Below are 18459 nucleotides of genomic sequence, written 5' to 3' on the forward strand. Positions count from 1 at the left end.
TTAAAAGCCCGGCATGTTCCGGGCTTTGTTTTTGCCACTTGCCAGCAGAACATGGCCAATAATGAGCAACCAGCACCCGCAACTTTACGACCAGAAAGCTGCATACAATAAACCAGTCCGCAGCGTAATTGGCCTGGGGCTTTCACAGTCCTTGTTGCTCCAATGTAATAACGAGTTTTCAACAGTCTGGATGGCAATGGGGCCTCCTACGCCAAATTTTCCGATGCAGAAACCGGAACCTATGTAGGTCATGGAATGGATCCACTCTTGCGTATAGGTATCTGACAGATTCAGATAGCTAAATGACTTAACTGTTTTTATATCATTGACTACAGTGTCGTTATAACAGAACATCACTTTGTTAATAGAGAACCTGTTGACTCCGCAGTGTAAAAAATGTTCAAACTGATGACAGGATGATCGCTGATCCTTACTGTCTTCGGAAGTCGTACAGTAGCTTTCCCCTTGTGAAATCCACTTGATAAATCGTTTCCCCCAGTCGACTGGAGGGTGATATTCATACTCCCTGTCATTCTGGTCTTTGACAACAAAAGAAATGCCATCATCCTGGTCTTGAAAAAGCGACCTTATGTATTCATCAGCGACCTCACCACAAATTGCTTTATAAGCCCTCCCTCCAATTTCAAAGCTGTGCATTATTGTTTTATTGGTAATAGCGGGATTAATTAATGACTGATCTGTCTGTATAAACGATTCCTTAATATAAATCTTAACAGTCTTTGCATGGCCCGTTTTCTTACCGGCAAATAAGGTGTTACTGCTGTCGTTCTGACGACTGTTTGCTGACTGCCTGGGGTGAAGATCCGTGGTTGCGTTAGAGGGTATATTCATTATTTATGGCTTCGTGATAACCGGGGGGTGCATCGTGCATGGGTTCATACGGCGGTGGGTAAAGAGTAGGAGCAGCTATGCCCTGAGCCATGGACAAATTGTTATTGTGAAACAAGGGTTGGGTATCGATAACCTCAGCGTCGGTAACCGGGACCGGTGTCTTCTGGTCTTTTGCACCAGTACGATTAGAAAGCATATTGGCCGCAATATGGTCATCTTTTTTGCCAGTACAGGTTGATAGCTGCTCACGGTTCGCGTAAAGATATCCACCAGACCTCCTGCCAGGCCTCCGGCCATTGCCATTGCTCCGGTAATGCAGTAACAGCCACAAGCTTTAACCGTCAACGTACAACAAGCGTCTACACCCTTTGCGCTGGACATAGCGAGGCAACCTTTATTGATGCACTGCATGGCGTAGCCAACATATTGTGTACCACTGCAACCCGTTACCTGGATCCCCTTGTAAATACCAAAACCGCAGCCCACCAGACTCCCGTAGTCATGGCCAACATCGACGCAGGCTTTCGGGTCCGTCATGGACCGGTGGATATTTTGGGTAGTGGGTGCAGTCAGCATGCTACTGTCTCCTCTTGCTTATATCTCCCCCGAGAATCCATTTGACAAATTCTTGCCCGAAAAATTCCCGTGTCAGACATAAAGACTCAGTATTCACAACGGATAAAATATTCGGACTAATTCATAGCAGGCCATGGACGATAAAAGTAAAGCTGTAAACAACATCACAGGGACGAACCATGATCATCAGAACGGCTACCACCATAACTCTTATTGCCGGATTAGCCATCAGTGCCGCATCAGCCATCGCCAACGAGAGAAGGGTCACTGGAGGCGATAATGCCTACTACATTGCTGACCATTCAGGCCCGACCTTCAGTTCCACTGACTTTGTCTGGCCAGAGAGCCGATTCAAAGGGGGTGACGGTTATGACGGACCCGAAGATAACAGCAGCGCCTTTGAAGTTTATGTCATCCATGAAGAGAAAAAAGGCGGTGATAATCAATAGTTGATCCAAAAAAGCCCTCAGAAGAGGGCTTTTTTTTATACTACAGGGACAAGATGCCCATCTTCCAGGCGCAATGCCCGGTCCATCTGCCGGGCAAATACCATATCATGGGTCACGACAATAAAACTGGTGGTCAACTGTTCACTGAGGGATTTCATCAACTCATGAATCTTGCTGGCGGTATGGGGATCCAGATTGCCCGTTGGCTCGTCCATCAGAACCAGGTCCGGACTGCCGACCAGTGCCCGGGCAATAGCCACCCTCTGCCGCTCACCACCGGAAAGTTCCGCCGGCTTATGGCCGGCCCGTTTCGACAGCCCCACCATGCCCAGCATTTCTTCCGCTCTCATGCTTGCCTGCCCCACGGATACCTCTTTGCGCAGCAGTAAGGGCATGGCGACATTTTCCAGGGCAGTAAATTCTGGCAGCAAATGATGGAACTGGTAAACAAACCCCAGGTGACGGTTCCTCAATTGGCCCTGTTGTTGTTCAGATACCTTCATCAGCTGATGGCCACAGAGTATTACCTCACCGCTGGAAGAGTGATCCAACCCGGCCAACAGCTGAAGCAGCGTTGTTTTTCCTGAACCGGAAGTACCGACAATCGCTACTCGTTCAGCGGGTGATACTAACAGGTCTATGCCTCTGAGCACCTCGAGTTTTTCAGGCCCTTCAGCAAATACTTTGGTTAGCCTGCGGCACTCCAGAACTGCACGGTTTTCGGGATTATTCATAACGAAGCGCCTCCGCAGGCTGGGTTCTGGAGGCTCGCCATGCCGGATACAGGGTTGCCAGGAAACTCATCAACAGACCGGAGACACTGATCACCGCAACATCCTGCCACATTAACTCCGATGGCAGGTAGCTGATAAAGTAAACGTCGGGGCTCAGAAAGTGAATGCCCAATAATTTTTCCAGGGCACCCACAATTTCGGAAACATTCAGCGCACCGACAATGCCCAGGGCAACCCCCAGCAGCGTTCCGATAACACCAATCAGGGATCCCTGAACCATAAAAATCCCCATAATCATTTTCGGGGTCGCACCAAATGTGCGGAGGATGGCGATATCCCCCTGCTTATCGGTCACCACCATGACCAGCGTGGAGACAATATTAAAGGCGGCAACGGCAACAATCAGGGTGAGAAGCAGGCCGACCATGGTCTTTTCCATCTGAATCGCCTGAACAGACGGCCATGGCTACGGGTCCAGTCCTGAACGTAGTAGCGACCGGGTAAGGTCATCGCTACATCCCAGGCCAGTTTCGGTGCGGCAAACAGATCATCCATTTTCAGTCGTATACCTGTTACCCCTTCAGGCACCCGCAGAAAACGGGCCAGATCTTCACGATGGGCGTAGGCCAGGTTGCCATCCACATCGGCACCTACTGAGAAAGTACCAACGACAGTGAATCGTTTCAGGCGAGGCAAAACACCCGCCAGGTTGACACTGGCTTCAGGCAGAACCATGGTCACTTTGTCGCCAACGGACAACCCCAGATAATTGGCCAGAATATCACCCAGCAGAATACCAAACTCTCCGGGCTGCAAGTCTTCCAGTGCGCCCTGTTTCATGTGATCGGCAATAATAGAGACCCTTCTTTCGTAGCCGGGATCAATACCGTAAACCAGCGTTCCCCGCACCAGATCACCATTGGCCAGCATACCCTGGGCATCGACAAACGGTGCAGCCGCTTCGATGCCTTCTTTGTCCGCAATGGTATTGACCAGCGCCTGCCAGTCTTCAATACCACCACCGGCCGCCGTGATGGTGGCATGGGGAACCATACCCAGCACTCGCTGCTTTAGCTCCCGATCAAAGCCATTCATCACTGACAGCACAATAATCAGTACCGAAACACCCAGCGTCAGCCCCACCATGGATGTTCCGGAGATGAAGGAGATAAAATGATTCCGTCGCTTTGCGCGGGTGTAGCGCAAACCGATAAAAAAAGGTAATGGTCTAAACATTTATTCTGCCAGTATTCCTTGCGCCATCGGCGTGTCAGGGGCGGATTGGCCACTTGTTTCACAAGTTTGTAAGCTGGCATTATGCCATAAAGCGGTATAATTCCCGTCGAATTTTCCTGCGCTTTGCGACTGTTTCCTCCACCCCTGTTCGACAAGAAATATTAGCTTTTCGGTCTTACATGAGCAACGACGGTAAATAGCTTCCTGGGCAGATTCGGATTGTCCCGCCGTGCGGATTCTCTACGATCCATGCGACCTTCACGCACGTCCAGCTGATAAATTTCCAGCCCAAAAGCGTCAGCAATTCTCCGGGTACTCTTGCCGTTTACCGTGTTATGAAGAAAATCGTCCATAAATGCTGATGAGTTATGTTGGCCCGTGTATTTCAGGATCAAGGCATCAGATTGCTCGTTGTTTATATCACATCGATGAATGGTTTCCGGCAGTTGAAGTGGCCATCCGTTGTCTCTGAAACAGTTCTCATACTGCAAGGCAACAACATTGGACATGAAAAAAAATGCCCGGGCACTTTATCCGACTTGAAATTGAGTTTAAAAAACCAGGCTTCTGGCGTAAAGGTATTGATAAATCTGCACGGGCCGTATTTATCCAATTTATCTTTGGATGTAAATGTATAATAACACTCCTGTCCATCTGAATATTTGTCTGGAAAGGTCTCTGTCATTTCAGCTAAATGTTCATTTTCTTTTTTGTAAGTGATTTTCAGCTCATTCAGGAGCTGCTGAATTCTTGTATGTTCACGGTTTGCTACGGATTGTGGGTCTGGTTTCGGTTCTTTTGCTTCGACTATATCTTGTAGTTCTAACTTCTGACAGGCTGTTTGCAGAGTAATTTTTCGATCACTGAGTAATGCCGGTGCCATTTCGTCTAATACATTATCGAGATTGCCCTTGAGTATTTCTTGCTGACCCGGATAATCTGTCAGCTGAACCACTTTGTTATCACGGGTTAAACCCAGTTCGCACAACGTGAGATCCATGGTGGGACCTGTGTGTGACAGGTAATCTTGAAATATTTTTTTCAATTCAGCCAGTGAGTTGATGCTGTCCATCTCAAATCCATATTACGTATTATGTTGTTCAGTCAATGGGCATTGTTGTGTATGTTATCGCTTATGCTGGTTTTATCATTAACGGTATCAGGGCGGATAGATGCTTAATCTACCCTAAGAACCAGAGCTATTGTTGCTGGGAAAATAATTAGAACGCACTTTCAATGAACCACTGGCAGGAGTAATCTCTTTGCGTGATGCCTGATTAACGCTTCAGCCTTCTTTTCGAGTCAAGCAGGACGCAATTATTATGAAAACACTTGTTGGTACTCTTTCCGTGACTATAGCAATTATTTGTTCGTCGTCTATTATCCAGGTCACTGCCAATGAGCTTGCTCCCGACCAGACTCCGTATTCCGACGGTATCACTGTGACTCCCGTGGGCAGTCAGTCCCGGCAGTTGCGTCAATCTCTGGCTTTACCGAAACATGGTCAATCCATGGATGAAGTCAGGGAGGTGCTGGGCAACGCCGGCCAGACGGAAACCATTGGTGAACCCGCCATCACCCGCTGGTATTATCCAGACCAAAAATTGACGGTGTACTTTGAAGGCAAACGGGTATTGAGGTCAGTGGTTGATAACACGCCCTGAGTTATAAAAGCTGTTTTCTGAATTGCCCTGGCGGCATACCAAAATAACGTTGAAAAGCTTCATAAAAGCGGCTGAGAGAACTGAAACCACAGGCATAGCCAATATCGGCAATGGGCCGCTTGCTGTCCATCAGCAGCAACTGTGCTTTCTGCAGGCGCTGGAACTGCAGATATTGCTTGATAGAGACCCCCATCACACTGGTAAACAGGTTGGTCGTATAATTCTTGTGCAGGCCAAGATGAGCCGCCACGTCGGCGGTTGAAATAGGCCGATGCAGGTTTTCCCCGATAAAGTGAATCATGGTAGAAACATGGTGAGCACCTTTTAAACGACCACTGCCCGGATGACCGGCAGCCGGTGCCTGCTCCAGATGGTCTTCGGCGGAGACACTTTCCGGGTGATCCCACCCCTGAAAACTGATGCGCTTTAACAGCAGTGACAGCTCACCCAGAATAATCTCCTTTAATTCCGGGTGATCGCTGCGAAAATCCTCATGCCAGCGACTCAATCTCATAACCAGGTAGTCATGGTCCGGCTTTGCCAGGGCAATAGCCCCGGTCATCACCTCCTGACGAAGTTGCCCCATCAATGGCCACTGAAGAAATTCCGGTAACGGGATATAGAGGTTATAAAGGGTGCCTTTCCCCGGATTTTTTTCCACCAGGCCCACCAGTCGATGGGGCATGTTGGCCCAGAAGATGGCCAGCCGGTTTTCAGGAATGCGCTGCTCCCTGCCATTGACAATATAAGTGGCCGAGCAACCCAGCAGATAGTTCAGCTCAACATGGCCATGAACATGGCCACTGTCCATAATATAAGGGGCCCGGTTTTCGATATAAAAGATATCCCCCTGAATATCGGAAATCGAGCCGGGCATGGGGACCACACCTTCGGTTCTGCGACCGGTTCCACGACATTTCCTGACCGACAATAGCTGCTGACTGTCCACAAATATTGACCCTTATCAAAAAGCCCCACAATGATACTCATTGCCGTGGCACAAATCTTTGTTTTCGGGAAAAACCAAAAAAAAACCGTAAAAGAAATATCCTGCGGCCTGTTCGTAAAATGACCACAATCGATTATTTACCAGGCAGACAAGCTGCCTGAACGAGGTAAACAATGAGTATCCTGATCACCGGCGGGGCTGGCTACATCGGTAGCCACACCTGCCTGGAATTATTGAATGCCGGTTATGACGTGGTCGTCGTAGATAACCTGTGCAACAGCCATGAGACCGCGCTACACCGGGTGGCAAGTCTGACGGGTAAGCAGCCCGCTTTTTATCCTGTGGATATACGCGATAAAGAGGCCCTGCGCACCGTATTCACCAGACACACCATTGAAGCAGTGATTCATTTTGCCGGGCTAAAAGCCGTTGGTGAGTCTACCCGGATACCCTTGGCTTATTTTGACAACAACGTCAACGGAACGATTAAACTTCTGGAAGTCATGGATGAGTTTGACGTACGACACCTGGTCTTCAGCTCTTCTGCCACCGTGTATGGCGACCCCCATGAAGTGCCGATCAGGGAAGACTTCCCGGTTGGCCAGGTTACCAATCCCTATGGACGCAGCAAGTTCATGGTGGAGGAGATCCTCCGTGATACAGCGGCTTCCGATGATCGCTGGAATTTCAGTATTCTACGCTACTTCAATCCGGTGGGTGCCCACGAATCCGGCCTTATCGGTGAAGACCCCAGTGGTATACCCAACAACCTGATGCCGTATATTGCCCAGGTGGCCGTTGGCAAGCTGGAGCAGCTCAACGTCTTTGGCAACGACTACGCGACCCACGATGGTACCGGTGTGCGTGACTATATCCATGTGGTTGATCTGGCCCTTGGCCATCTGGCGGCATTGCGTACCCATTGGACCGATCAGGGTGTCCACACCTACAACCTGGGTACCGGCAAAGGCAGCAGTGTTCTGGATATGCTGCACGCCTTTGAAAAAGCCTGTGGCAAACAACTGCCTCACCAAATCCAGCCACGCCGACCCGGGGATATCGCCCAGTGTTACGCCGACCCTGCCTGTGCAGAACAAAAGCTGGGCTGGAAAGCCACCCGCACCGTTGACGATATGACCATCGATACCTGGCGCTGGCAGTCAGAAAACCCGAACGGATTTAACTAATGACACCATTTAATCCTGTTGATCACCCACACCGTCGATTCAACCCGCTGATTGGCGACTGGGTACTGGTATCTCCCCATCGTGCCAAACGCCCATGGCAGGGGCAGGTGGAAAAAACAGCACCGGACTTTCGCCCCGTGCATGATCCGGAGTGCTTTCTCTGTCCGGGAAATGACCGTATTACCGGTGACCATAACCCGGACTACACCGATCCCTACATTTTCCCCAATGACTTCCCGGCACTGCTGACGGATACCCCAGATGCCACCAGCGGGTCAGACCTGTTCCAGAGCAGCTCTGCCAGGGGGGAAGCACGGGTGATCTGTTTTTCACCGGATCACAGTAAAACCCTGCCACAGTTGACCGAACAGGAAATCCGCAAGGTAGTTGATACCTGGGCAGAACAGGTTATCGAACTGGGACAGAGTTACCCCTGGGTACAGCTGTTTGAAAATAAAGGGGCCGTGATGGGCTGTTCCAATCCCCACCCCCATGGGCAGATCTGGGCCAGCAGCTTTCTGCCCAACGAAGCGCGCAAAGAAGACGACAACCAACGTCAATGGCTGCAGGAAAAAGGCACCAATATGCTGGTTGAATACGCCCTGCGGGAATCTGAGTCCGGTGAACGTACCGTCGTTGAAAACGATCACTGGATTGCCGTGGTTCCTTACTGGGCAGCCTGGCCGTTTGAAATGCTCCTGCTGCCCAAGCGACAGGTGCTGCGCATGCCGGATCTGACCGAAGTGGAACGTGATGCCCTGGCCGACATCCTGAAAACACTGACGACAAGGTACGACAATCTGTTCCAGACGTCATTCCCCTACTCTATGGGCTGGCATGGTGCACCCTGCCATCAGGGGGAGGTCAATGCCGATGATAGTCACTGGCAACTGCACGCCCATTTCTATCCACCACTGCTGAGATCAGCCACCGTTCGCAAGTTTATGGTGGGTTTTGAAATGCTGGCAGAAACCCAGCGTGACCTGACCGCAGAACAGGCTGCCGCCCGTCTGCGCGAACTGTCCGATGTGCATTATTTGGAAAGCAGCTCTCTGTAAAGAAGCGCTGAGCCCGCAAAAAGCCTTTAAGATTGCTCCGAGTTATGGAAAGTAAGATGAACCAGAAACAAACCCTGACTGCACTGTTCGAGAAAACCTTCGGTCATCAGCCAACCCACTATTTTCAGGCACCTGGCCGGGTCAATCTGATTGGTGAGCACACCGACTACAACGATGGTTATGTATTGCCCTGTGCCATTGACTACCAGGCAATGATTGCGGCTTCTCCCAGGGATGACCAGAAAGTCATGGCCACGGCGCACAGTTACGACGGGCAGGTCACCGAGTTTGAACTGTCCCTGCCGGTTCCGCACAGTGAAGAAGCCTTCTGGAGCAATTACGTCCGTGGTGTCGCCACCGTACTGCTGGAAAAGGAAATGAGTCTCAAGGGTGTCAATATTGCCATTATTGGCAATGTTCCCCAGGGTGCCGGCCTCAGTTCATCCGCTTGTCTGGAAGTGGTTACCGGACTGACCCTGACCCGAATGGCCGGACTGGATGTCAGTCTGAAAGAGCTGGCATTGATTGGCCAGCAGGCAGAGAACGAGTTTGTTGGCTGCAAGTGCGGCATTATGGACCAGATGATTTCCGCCTGCGGTAAGGAAGACCATGCCATGCTGCTGGACTGCCGGTCCCTGGATACCCGACTGGTGCCCATCCCTGAAAATGCGGCGGTGGTGATTATCAACTCCAATGTCAAACGTGGCCTGGTAGACAGTGAATACAACACCCGTCGTGCACAATGCGAAGCAGCAGCACAGCACTTTGGCGTCAAAGCCCTGCGGGATATCACCCTGGACCAGCTGGAAGCCAGCCAGGGCGAACTGGATGAACTGACCTACCGGCGGGCCCGCCATGTGGTGACTGAAAATGATCGCACCCTGGCCGCTGCCGAAGCACTGGGCAGGGGTGACCTGGAAGCCATGGGCAGATTAATGGCTGAATCCCATCTCTCCATGCGGGACGACTTTGCGATTACCGTACCGCCCATCGACGGTATTGTTGATATTGTCAAAGCGGTGATTGGCAGTGAAGGCGGTGTCAGAATGACCGGTGGCGGCTTTGGCGGTTGCGTCGTTGCACTGATTCCGGCGGAAAAAGTGGATGCGGTCAAACAGGCAGTTGCTGAACACTACCCGACCTGCTCCAATGGCCTTGTGGCTGATATCTACGTTTGCCGTGCCTCCCGGGGGGCTGGTGAAGCGTAAGTAGCTAACCATATGAAATCATATATTTCTGACTCCATATGGCCAGCTACTTAACCGCTAATCAATGGGATCCCTCAAGGGGTCCCTGTCCTGAAGTTATATTGAGGTCAGAAACTCCTCACAGCGTTCCCCCCTACCTGCAAAGGCTACTGCCTCACCAATTGATCAATTATCTGGCTCACTCCCTTGCTGAAAAAAGTGGCCGTGGCTTAAAAATCAGTTAATCAGCGAATTCACTGCCAGAAACAATATCGATTTGAGTGAAGCGCTTCATGAGAATCCTGATAACTATCAGAACTATATAAACAGGCCTGTCCATCTGGAGCGTGGTGATGAAATGGGGCGATTCAAATTGGGATCAACAGTTATCGTTCTTTTTGCCAATACCGAAGTGGGCTGGCTTGAACACCACCAGCCAGACAACAAAATAAAAATGGGGACTGCCATTGGCAGCGTTCCGGATTGATACAATTTTTTCACAGAGGTATTCATTCCATGCACATAAAAATACCTCTGAATCGCTTCAGAGGTATCCTCAGCCAGATGATAAGTGTCACGCTTCGTCGCTGCTATCTCCGTTGAGAGGCATTGTTAACGATTCCATGGTGTCCATATCCCTTCTAGTACTCGTACTATAGTAAATACTTTCCGAACGAGTTTCAGAGTCAAAACTCTCACTTAATAATTCCTGAATGTCAGGGGAAAGATCACGCAAGTAGTTATCCTCCGAGGATGAAAAGCCGTCCCCATAACGTCCAATCGATGTCAGGCCGCCTATCAAACCAGAGCCATCCTGCAGGTGGGTCGGCCTTGATTGAACCATTGTTCCATCAGCTGTTGATTGACTCTGTAATTGCAATGACGTGTACGCTGAATCCACACCTGCCTGGTTCAGGCGACTCTGGCTGATACTGCCAGCGGCACCCTCAACCCCCAGGTCGGCAGCAAGCCCTCTCTGGATCTCACGCTGGGACACGTCATCAAAGCCTGGTGTACTCATCACCAATGAAGAAGAGCCTGACTCAATAAACCTCTCTTCTCTTTTAATGGTGACACTTGTTTTGCTGGTACTTTCCAGCAGCTCTGTTCTTGATTCCAGACAAGCAAGTCTATTTTCGTTCTGCCCCTGCTCCGTTCTTATCGTCGAGAACTCTTTACCCAGACCTTGCAATTCACTCTTTATATCATTCACCATTGGTCCAAGGTTCGGGATATTAATAATTGATTCTATTTTGCTGATAAATTCCTGTATTTTTCCCTCACAACTTTGTAAACGAACACTGAAGTCATCCATACGCTTACCAGTCATTTGTACACCACCTTTCAGTTCAAGAATGCTTTTTTTAATACTGTCGATTCCCTCCAGTTGCTCTCGTAGCTCCTGGATCTCAACTTCTGCTTTATTCATTAAAGAAATATAACCATTGGTGGTTGCCGCCCCCTTCTTACACTCCAGCTCAGATTCAGCCAGTTTTTGTTGAAGCTGATCGACCTGTTCACGCAGCGTATCTATCTGTGTCTGGGAGACCCTTTGCTGTTCCTGAAGTATCGCAATTTTTTGTTCTTTTACGGCAACATCGTGGCGTAGTCTTTGAATTTCTTCCTTATTACCTTCAGCTTTAGCGGTAGCCAATTCGGCACCAAGGCCACGTACCTGAGTGTTCAGATCACGAATCTCTTTCTCACGCGCCGAAATTGATGACAAATGAGTCTGAATTGATTCCTGTTGACTCTGGATCGTTTTTTGAAAATTTTCAATATCTGTTTTATGAGATTTCTGCTCCTTCATCAGAGCCTGATCCGTTTTACCCTTTTCAAGTAAAGTTGCATCGTACAGGGCCCGGTTATCCCTGGCCTGCTGATGAGCTGTTGCCAATTCACCCGTTAGTTTCTGATTTTTCTGCTGTAACTCTGTATTAAGGGTTTTTGTAGTATTAAACTCCGTTCCCATGCGATGCATAGCGCCAAGTTCTGACACCTGTTGTTCGATTCGTTGCTCTAAACCTTTAATATTTTTTTCACTTGCTTTCAGTTCTTGCTCCAGCTGAGCGATCCGTCCCTTACTTTGATCCACCTCCTCCCGTAAAGAGTCAACTTCTTTTCCCATTCGGGCACGTTCAGTCTGGAGGTTTTCTATTGACTCCAGTTTCTCCTTTAGCGTGGTCTGCAGTTGCCTGGCGCGTTCCGATACGTGATTTTTATCCGCCTGAACCCTGGTCAGCTGTTGCTCCAGGGAAAGTGCCTCTTTCTTTATTTCCGAAAGTTCATTTTGTGTATCACTTAATAAATTCTCCGAGCGGGTCAGTTGGTCATTGGCAACCTCCAGACTGGTTTTCGTGTTATGTAGTTCATTTTGCAACCGGGTCTCATTTTTCCGATATGAGTCCAACTCTTCTTTTAACTGGCTCTTCTCCAGGTTTGTTGCAGACAGCGCCTGCCCATCCCGCTGAATCTCTTTGTTCAAAAAAGCCACGCGACGATCCATATTCTCAATAGTCGCTGACAGCCCTGAATTTTCTGTCACCAGCTCTGACATTTTGGTTTTCAGCTGAAGAAACTTCTCAGCCTCTGCATACATCTTGCCTTCAGCATTGCTTGCATGGTCTAACGCGCGATTGAGCTGACCTTCCAGAGATTGTTTATCCGCATGCGCAGATTGCAACTCAGTGTTTAGTCGGGCTACTTCTTGCTCTGCCTCGCTCCATTTCAATTGAGCCTGCTCTGATTGCTCTCTCTCCCCTTTGAGCTCATGATTGACACTATTAAGAGTGTCACTCATCTGCCCCTGTAACTCAGTTAATGATTCATTTTTCGCCAGTAGCATCTCGATTGTTTGACCGGCCATTTGGTGAGAGTCCAGGAGTCGCTCGGTACAATCAGTCATGCGCTGGCTCGAATTCTCCCATCTTGAGGATCTTCGCTCCGTCGCTAATAATTCAGTATATCTGTCAGGAGAAATATCAGCTCTTTTTGCCAGTTGATGACTTCGTTGTTCACTGGCTTTTAGTTTTTCCCCGGTGTCACGAAGTGCCATGCGCAGTTCATTTTTCTGCTTCCTTAGCTCATTGTTGTGATCCTTCAACCTGAACATAGCCTCAGGGTTAACCTGATCAACAACACGACCACCAAAAGGGGGAGAGCCATCAAATGATGGAGCTCGCCCTTCCTGATGCCCTGACAAATGAGGTATGTCAGCCTTGTGATCAGATACTCTATTCCCCCCCCCAGGAACCCTGCCCCTGCCCCGTTTCGGGAGCAGACGACGGCACACCAGTATATAAGCTGGGCGCGGGAGGAGTTGTCATGATATTGCTATAAGACATTTTATTACCTTGCATTTTTTGTTGGGCCAAAACAACAATGCTTGGAGAAGATAAAGCTGGAGAAAGTTGCATGAATTCATATTTTTTTTAAAATCAAAAGACAGTGTTTTAATTTCAATATCCGATAACTCATTAAGTAGCTGGCCATATGGAATCGAATATTTCTGGCTACTTGGGCTGGTACTATGCGAGGCACAACGGTGGGAGCATAGCCGTAGCTATGTGACCGGAGTTGTAACGAAGCACGACTGCATGGATTCAGGAGCTAGAGCAACGCAGGAGCAGTTGCCGGGAGTGTCGGCACAAGGTGTCAGAAATATTCGATTTCAAAAGTAAGGCAGGCTTCTCGGAGGCTGACTATTCAAGGAATAAACCGGATAGCATAGCCGTAACTATACTTCCGGATTATCGGGTAGAGTTGAAGCATCCGCTTCCGGCCTGGAAGACACTGGCAGACTGTCCGTGTTAGCACCGGAATCGGCCCGATCAGGCGTTTTTGCCCATATCTTCCGACTAAGCCAACCGGTGCTCTGCCGTATAGAATCGGCAATAGCCGTACTCTTTTTCCATGTCCATGAGGCCATGGGCTTCGCTCCGTAATCAAAAGCCAGATACAAGGATTTGTAGAGCTGGCTATAGGGCCACTTCACTAAACCAATCATGACACTATCCAGCCGAACTGTTGCTTGCGATAATGCCGTCCTTTGGGTTGCTACTGGCGTTATGGCTTTTGTTCAACATTTTCGGATTCTACTACCTCATTTGCAGCTACTGAACCAGGCGTTTCAGTCCGAGGTAATTCAGCGGTACTTTGATCGTCTTGCTTTTGTTGTTTCTGCTGTGCCTTAAGTTCAATGAATTTTTGCTGTTGTTCCTGCAGCTCCTTAAATTCATTGACTGCTTGCGATAAACGATCAATCTCGTGATGCAATTCCTGATTTTGTGTCAGCAGCTTGTACTTTTCTTCATTATTAAATTTTGATTTAGCGTCCAGCTCCCCGATTGTCATAGCATCAGCTTCAAGCCTGTCCTTTAATGCTTCTTTTAAACCTGTTAAATTCGCACTATCCGAACGTTCTCCACTAATCAACATTTCCAGAGAATTTAAAACTTCATCTTGCTTTGCTTTTTCTTCTGACAGTTTTTTATTTTCTTCCACCAAACGAGCTACATCACCTTCGTTACCTTTAAGTTTTTCCCTGAGGATATGCATCTCATTAGATAGGGACAGAACATTGTTTTCTGCAGCATGAAGCTGATCGGTTATATTTTCCAGCTCATGTTGAGTAACGACATTGACGTTTGCCTCTTCCTGCTCCGAGTTACCGTGGACAGGCATACCCAGCAACTCTTCGTCCTCAGAAACTGCCTGTTTTATCAGTAATTCAAGCCCCGCTCCTGACAGGGCACCTTCGACCATGTGGGACTCAGCATCCGAGAAACCAATCTCTGTCTGGGCATCCTTATTGACCAGCACCGTTAGTGGTTGCTCCTCTACCTGGGAAGCTGTGTCGACACGCTCCCGGGGTTCACTTACTGTGACTTCAGATGTCTGCACTCCACGTGAATCCTTTGGAATATCAAGATCAAGTGTCGCCTGAAGCTCCTTAATACGACTCTCAAGCTGTGATCGGGTATGAGTTCCGGCCTTTGCTTCTGCGTCTTTTTGTTTACGCAGAATATTGTATTGCTCCTTGAAACTCTCTAATTGATCACAAGATTTACTGTATTGTTGTTCAAGCTGAGATACCTGGACTCTAAGCGATGTTTCCACAAACTGCAGATTTTCATTATTAGCACATTGATCTTTCAACATCTGATTCAATTCGCGGCATTCCGCCCTCAGCTTTTCAACCTGCTCTTCGTTTTCAGCCTCGATACCCTTAATAGCTTCTTCATAACCACCCGCTAATTTTTCCATATCAGATTGATGCGTCGCCGAAAGCTCCTTCAATTCAAGCTTATGCTGATTATCTGACTTCACCGTTTCAGAGATATGCCGACCTGATAATCTGCGTACCTCTGCCTCGTAAAGACCCTCTAAATCAATCATTAGCTGCTGGTCTGCTGCTAATTTGCTCTGAAGATTATGAATTACATCAGCCTGTTCCTGTCTGGTCCGCATATCAACTTCCAGATCATGATCATGTTGCTGCCGGGCTGCTTCAAGCTCTTTGGAAAGCTCTGCAATGCGTACCGATTTTTCAGCCAGTTGTTTGTCCAATGCAACTCTTATATCCTGATAATGATTACGGTTATCTGCATTATTGCTCTCAAGAGCATCTGCACGATTGGCTAAAAGTTCCAGCAGATCATTGAGCTCATGATTTCTCATCTGCTCCCGTTTTAATTTAAGCTCCAACTGCTTTGCCTGATCATTAACCTGATCGTTCAGGCTCTTTAACTCACCGGAGTGGGTCTTCCAGGCTGCCAGCTGGTCAGAAACCTGTGCATGCCTGGAATCAGATTCTTGTTTGTGCTGCTTAAGCTTCCCGACTTCCTGAACCTGCTTTGCCATCATTGGCAGAAGCTTTTGCACCGGCTCTTCAACCCCGGAGATTTTGCGGAACAGGAGCTTCATGCCTCTGCCCGCATCATAGACCAGAGAGGAAGGGATAAGTATCGGGCTAAGCACAATAGTGGCAAGGTATCCAAACGGGCCAAGCTTGCCAACAAGCCATTTTCCCCATTTGATCAAACCGGGCTTGTTAAAGCCCAGGTCATCAACCGCAGCTTTGGTTGTTTGATGTATTGCATTGGCTCCATCGTTCACACCCTTGATAGCGGATGAATAAGCCGCATCCGGCCCAGCATTGGTAGCCAGGATTTTCACCGGATTATCGGTTACAGGTCCCATGATCATTCCCTCTCTATGTTTTTATTTGAAATCGATAAAATTGAACTCTTGTTTTAGAGTGGAAAGTTATTAATTAGTTTCCCAGTCAAATAAATATTTTATGAATAAAAAAATAATTCTTAATATTATTAAAGAATAAAGAGATATTTATTCCCGATTCACTGTTAATGTGATTGTCCAAACCAGTGCTCCCACAAGTGAAGGCAGCGGATTATGGTGTCTAAGTTTTCAGCAGCAAAAAGAACTTCCTATGCCTCTCTTTGACCACTCTACAAAAGTTAATTCAATATTCACCCACGCCTTGAGCAGGCATATTAACCCACATAACGTTGTTCCGTGAGCAGGGCTGTGCTTTATGAGTTTCGGGAGGATGCCCCTGAACGGAGTTCTCAACAACAATAACAAAGAGAGAAGGTTAGATGGACGTTATAGTCAATATTTCGCTGCTGGTTGCCCAAAGCATCATTATGTTTTCATTGGGCCTGGGCCTTGAAATCAGCGATTTTAAACGTGTACTGGAACGTAAAAGGGTGGTGGGCATTGCGCTGACGGCCCAGGTCATGGTGCTGCCGCTGCTGGCCTATCTGACGGTGCATTTGTTCTCGTTTTCCCCCGCCTTTGCCGCAGGTCTGATGATTCTGAGCTTCTGCCCCGGGGGCGTTACCAGCAACATTATTTCTAAATTAGCCAAAGGCGATGTGGCGTTATCCGTCTCTTTAACCGCCGTTACCAGTATTCTGGCCTTTGTGTCTGTTCCTTTCCTGGTGTCGCTGTCATTGACCCATTTCCTGGGCGATGCATTAAACGAGTATTCCTTCAGCGAGATTGCCTTGGTCACCTTTTTGATTACCACGACGCCGGTATCACTCGGGGTGATCTTCCGCCATTTTAAAACGTCGATTGCAGTAAAGATTGAAACCGGGCTTGAACGTCTGGCTTACGTACTGTGGACCATTATCGTGCTTGGTGCAGTGGCATCCTCCGCCGAAAATGTTATGACTAACTTTTCCCAAGTGGTTATGGGACTTTTTTTCTTACCCATTGTGATGACATGTTTTGGCTTAATACTGGGACGAATGTCTAATCTCACCCGTACCGAGTCCAAAACCCTTGCCATTGAAGCCAGCATTCAGAATTCCCCCATGGCGCTGACCCTGACGGTATTGATCAGTGGCGTGAGCACAGGCTTGCCAGACCTGGCCCTGCCAGCAGCGGTGTATTCGCTGACGATGTATGCGGTTGCGTTCCCGTCCGTGATTTTGTTACGTCGATGGGGTGATGAGTCCAAACAGACTCCGGGCTTTGACCCGACAGCTGATTCACCGGCGGGGTGATACCGGGACACTTGGACAATGGCGATGGGAGAGGGAGATTGTTCTCAAACTCTGAAGCTGACCATGGGTTGGCAATAGTACATGAGATCAAGTTAGAATAGCCTCTTCATCGCTTTTTTTATAACTCATCCCGACAGCTAACCGTCCAGGAAAACCGATTGCGAAACTCATTCCGTCATTGCATGCAACAGAAAACAGGTGTGCCTGAGTCATTGAAGATGTTGAAAATTAACAAGGAATCAAGGATCAAACGTGTGAATCATTCTCCTGCGTTTATTGTTCGTTCAGTTGTCGTAATGGTACTGACACTCTTTCCCGCTCTGACGTTTGGCACTGAACCCGTCTCTTACGATGATCCACTGGAGAGCTGGAACCGCCGGGTGTTCAAACTGAATGACACCCTGGATCACTATGCCTTGAAGCCAGTGGCAAAGACCTACCACTTGGTCACCCCCGGGCCGGTGCAGACCTTAGTCAGCAACTTTTTCAGCAACCTCGGGGAACTGAGAAATATCGCCAGTGCCGGCGTCCAGCTCAAAGGGCAGGATGCACTGGTGTCATCAGGCCGCTTCATCATCAATTCAACGGCGGGTATTCTTGGCCTGATTGATGTAGCAACGCCCATGGGGCTTGATCAGCGCTATAGCGATTTCGGGCTGGCTTTTGCCAACTGGGGGGTACCTTCCGGACCTTACCTTGTGCTTCCGTTACTTGGCCCGAGCACGTTCCGTTCCGGCGTTGGCCGAATTCCTGATGCATTCACCAACCCGGTAGCCTATCATGACACTGAGCGGGATCGCTGGATTCTCGGCGGCATCGACCTTATCAATCGTCGCGCTCAATTCCTGGATGCTGAAGAGCTGATTCTTGGAGACCGTTACACGTTTATCCGGGACACTTATTTACAAAGACGTGAATATTTGATCACCGGCCAGCTGCCTGAAGATGACTTCTAACTTTAAACCGTCAATGACAATCGCATCAGCCATTGGCTCCGATGACTTTAACACATTAATTTGCCAATACTCCCGC

General features: G+C 48.7%; 16 protein-coding genes and 1 pseudogene. 8 read left to right on the forward strand and 9 right to left on the reverse strand.

The window, feature by feature from the left end:
- Positions 1-84: 84 nt before the first annotated feature.
- Positions 85-852, reverse strand: coding sequence for a hypothetical protein (locus O3276_RS04980; protein ID WP_269674644.1), 768 nt, complete (start codon positions 850-852; stop codon positions 85-87).
- A 75-nt stretch (positions 853-927) separates the two neighbouring features.
- Positions 928-1428 (reverse strand): hypothetical protein, encoded by a 501-nt coding sequence (locus tag O3276_RS04985; RefSeq protein ID WP_269674645.1) that lies wholly within the window; start codon positions 1426-1428, stop codon positions 928-930.
- 179 nt (positions 1429-1607) lie between these two features.
- Here O3276_RS04985 and O3276_RS04990 point away from each other — a divergent pair, with 179 nt between their 5' ends.
- Positions 1608-1877 carry a hypothetical protein gene (locus tag O3276_RS04990; RefSeq protein ID WP_101748677.1) on the forward strand — a complete coding sequence of 90 codons (270 nt, stop codon included), beginning with the start codon at positions 1608-1610 and terminating at the stop codon, positions 1875-1877.
- 35 nt (positions 1878-1912) lie between these two features.
- Here the strand turns inward: O3276_RS04990 and O3276_RS04995 are convergent, their stop codons facing one another.
- The 3 genes and pseudogenes from O3276_RS04995 to O3276_RS05005 all read right to left on the reverse strand — a co-directional run bounded on the left by O3276_RS04995 (position 1913) and on the right by O3276_RS05005 (position 4919).
- The gene (locus O3276_RS04995) at positions 1913-2611 is read right to left on the reverse strand and encodes an ABC transporter ATP-binding protein (protein WP_269674646.1); all 699 of its coding nucleotides are present in this window, start codon (positions 2609-2611) and stop codon (positions 1913-1915) included.
- A pseudogene (locus O3276_RS05000) lies at positions 2604-3847 on the reverse strand (lipoprotein-releasing ABC transporter permease subunit). The gene O3276_RS04995 and the pseudogene O3276_RS05000 overlap by 8 nt, the downstream one beginning before the upstream one ends.
- 415 nt (positions 3848-4262) lie before the next feature.
- Positions 4263-4919: a hypothetical protein gene (locus O3276_RS05005; protein ID WP_269674647.1), complete on the reverse strand. Its 657-nt coding sequence runs from the start codon at positions 4917-4919 to the stop codon at positions 4263-4265.
- 250 nt (positions 4920-5169) lie between these two features.
- Here O3276_RS05005 and O3276_RS05010 point away from each other — a divergent pair, with 250 nt between their 5' ends.
- On the forward strand, positions 5170-5511 hold the full coding sequence (locus O3276_RS05010; protein ID WP_269674648.1) for a hypothetical protein: 342 nt from the start codon (positions 5170-5172) through the stop codon (positions 5509-5511).
- A gap of 1 nt (position 5512) precedes the next feature.
- Here O3276_RS05010 and O3276_RS05015 read toward each other — a convergent pair whose 3' ends face one another.
- Entirely contained in the window at positions 5513-6460 is a 948-nt protein-coding gene (locus O3276_RS05015; RefSeq protein WP_269674649.1) for a helix-turn-helix domain-containing protein, read from the reverse strand.
- A 173-nt stretch (positions 6461-6633) separates the two neighbouring features.
- Between O3276_RS05015 and galE the strand changes: the two genes are divergently transcribed.
- The 4 genes from galE to O3276_RS05035 all read left to right on the forward strand — a co-directional run bounded on the left by galE (position 6634) and on the right by O3276_RS05035 (position 10379).
- Positions 6634-7647: a UDP-glucose 4-epimerase GalE gene (gene galE, locus O3276_RS05020; RefSeq protein ID WP_269674650.1), complete on the forward strand. Its 1014-nt coding sequence runs from the start codon at positions 6634-6636 to the stop codon at positions 7645-7647.
- Positions 7647-8705 (forward strand): UDP-glucose--hexose-1-phosphate uridylyltransferase, encoded by a 1059-nt coding sequence (locus tag O3276_RS05025; RefSeq protein ID WP_269674651.1) that lies wholly within the window; start codon positions 7647-7649, stop codon positions 8703-8705. The genes galE and O3276_RS05025 overlap by 1 nt, the downstream gene beginning before the upstream one ends.
- 56 nt (positions 8706-8761) lie before the next feature.
- Entirely contained in the window at positions 8762-9913 is a 1152-nt protein-coding gene (gene galK, locus O3276_RS05030) for a galactokinase (protein WP_269674652.1), read from the forward strand.
- 256 nt (positions 9914-10169) lie between these two features.
- Complete coding sequence (locus tag O3276_RS05035) at positions 10170-10379, forward strand: phosphatidylserine decarboxylase (protein WP_269674653.1); 210 nt, start codon at positions 10170-10172, stop codon at positions 10377-10379.
- 87 nt (positions 10380-10466) lie between these two features.
- Here the strand turns inward: O3276_RS05035 and O3276_RS05040 are convergent, their stop codons facing one another.
- The 3 genes from O3276_RS05040 to O3276_RS05050 all read right to left on the reverse strand — a co-directional run bounded on the left by O3276_RS05040 (position 10467) and on the right by O3276_RS05050 (position 15934).
- Positions 10467-13094, reverse strand: a complete 2628-nt coding sequence (locus tag O3276_RS05040) for an AAA family ATPase (RefSeq protein WP_269674654.1) — start codon at positions 13092-13094, stop codon at positions 10467-10469.
- Positions 13095-13628: 534 nt separating this feature from the next.
- On the reverse strand, positions 13629-13898 hold the full coding sequence (locus O3276_RS05045) for a hypothetical protein (protein WP_269674655.1): 270 nt from the start codon (positions 13896-13898) through the stop codon (positions 13629-13631).
- Between the two features lie 59 nt (positions 13899-13957).
- A complete protein-coding gene (locus O3276_RS05050) occupies positions 13958-15934 on the reverse strand; it encodes a coiled-coil domain-containing protein (RefSeq protein ID WP_269674656.1) in 1977 nt (658 codons plus the stop codon).
- A gap of 578 nt (positions 15935-16512) precedes the next feature.
- Here O3276_RS05050 and O3276_RS05055 point away from each other — a divergent pair.
- Positions 16513-17427, forward strand: a complete 915-nt coding sequence (locus O3276_RS05055) for a bile acid:sodium symporter family protein (protein ID WP_269674657.1) — start codon at positions 16513-16515, stop codon at positions 17425-17427.
- A 254-nt stretch (positions 17428-17681) separates the two neighbouring features.
- On the forward strand, positions 17682-18383 hold the full coding sequence (locus O3276_RS05060) for an MlaA family lipoprotein (protein WP_269674658.1): 702 nt from the start codon (positions 17682-17684) through the stop codon (positions 18381-18383).
- Positions 18384-18459 lie beyond the last annotated feature (76 nt).

The sequence above is a fragment of the Endozoicomonas sp. GU-1 genome (assembly GCF_027366395.1).
Lineage (GTDB): Bacteria > Pseudomonadota > Gammaproteobacteria > Pseudomonadales > Endozoicomonadaceae > Endozoicomonas.

Bases quoted from the DNA above. Each gene is read 5' to 3' on its own strand.
- O3276_RS04995 (WP_269674646.1), bottom strand. From the start codon at position 2,611: ATGAATAATCCCGAAAACCGTGCAGTTCTGGAGTGCCGCAGGCTAACC.
- O3276_RS05005 (WP_269674647.1), bottom strand. From the start codon at position 4,919: ATGGACAGCATCAACTCACTGGCTGAATTGAAAAAAATATTTCAAGAT.
- O3276_RS05055 (WP_269674657.1), top strand. From the start codon at position 16,513: ATGGACGTTATAGTCAATATTTCGCTGCTGGTTGCCCAAAGCATCATT.
- galK (WP_269674652.1), top strand. From the start codon at position 8,762: ATGAACCAGAAACAAACCCTGACTGCACTGTTCGAGAAAACCTTCGGT.
- O3276_RS04990 (WP_101748677.1), top strand. From the start codon at position 1,608: ATGATCATCAGAACGGCTACCACCATAACTCTTATTGCCGGATTAGCC.
- O3276_RS05025 (WP_269674651.1), top strand. From the start codon at position 7,647: ATGACACCATTTAATCCTGTTGATCACCCACACCGTCGATTCAACCCG.
- O3276_RS05010 (WP_269674648.1), top strand. From the start codon at position 5,170: ATGAAAACACTTGTTGGTACTCTTTCCGTGACTATAGCAATTATTTGT.
- galE (WP_269674650.1), top strand. From the start codon at position 6,634: ATGAGTATCCTGATCACCGGCGGGGCTGGCTACATCGGTAGCCACACC.
- O3276_RS04985 (WP_269674645.1), bottom strand. From the start codon at position 1,428: ATGCTGACTGCACCCACTACCCAAAATATCCACCGGTCCATGACGGAC.
- O3276_RS05045 (WP_269674655.1), bottom strand. From the start codon at position 13,898: ATGATTGGTTTAGTGAAGTGGCCCTATAGCCAGCTCTACAAATCCTTG.
- O3276_RS04980 (WP_269674644.1), bottom strand. From the start codon at position 852: ATGAATATACCCTCTAACGCAACCACGGATCTTCACCCCAGGCAGTCA.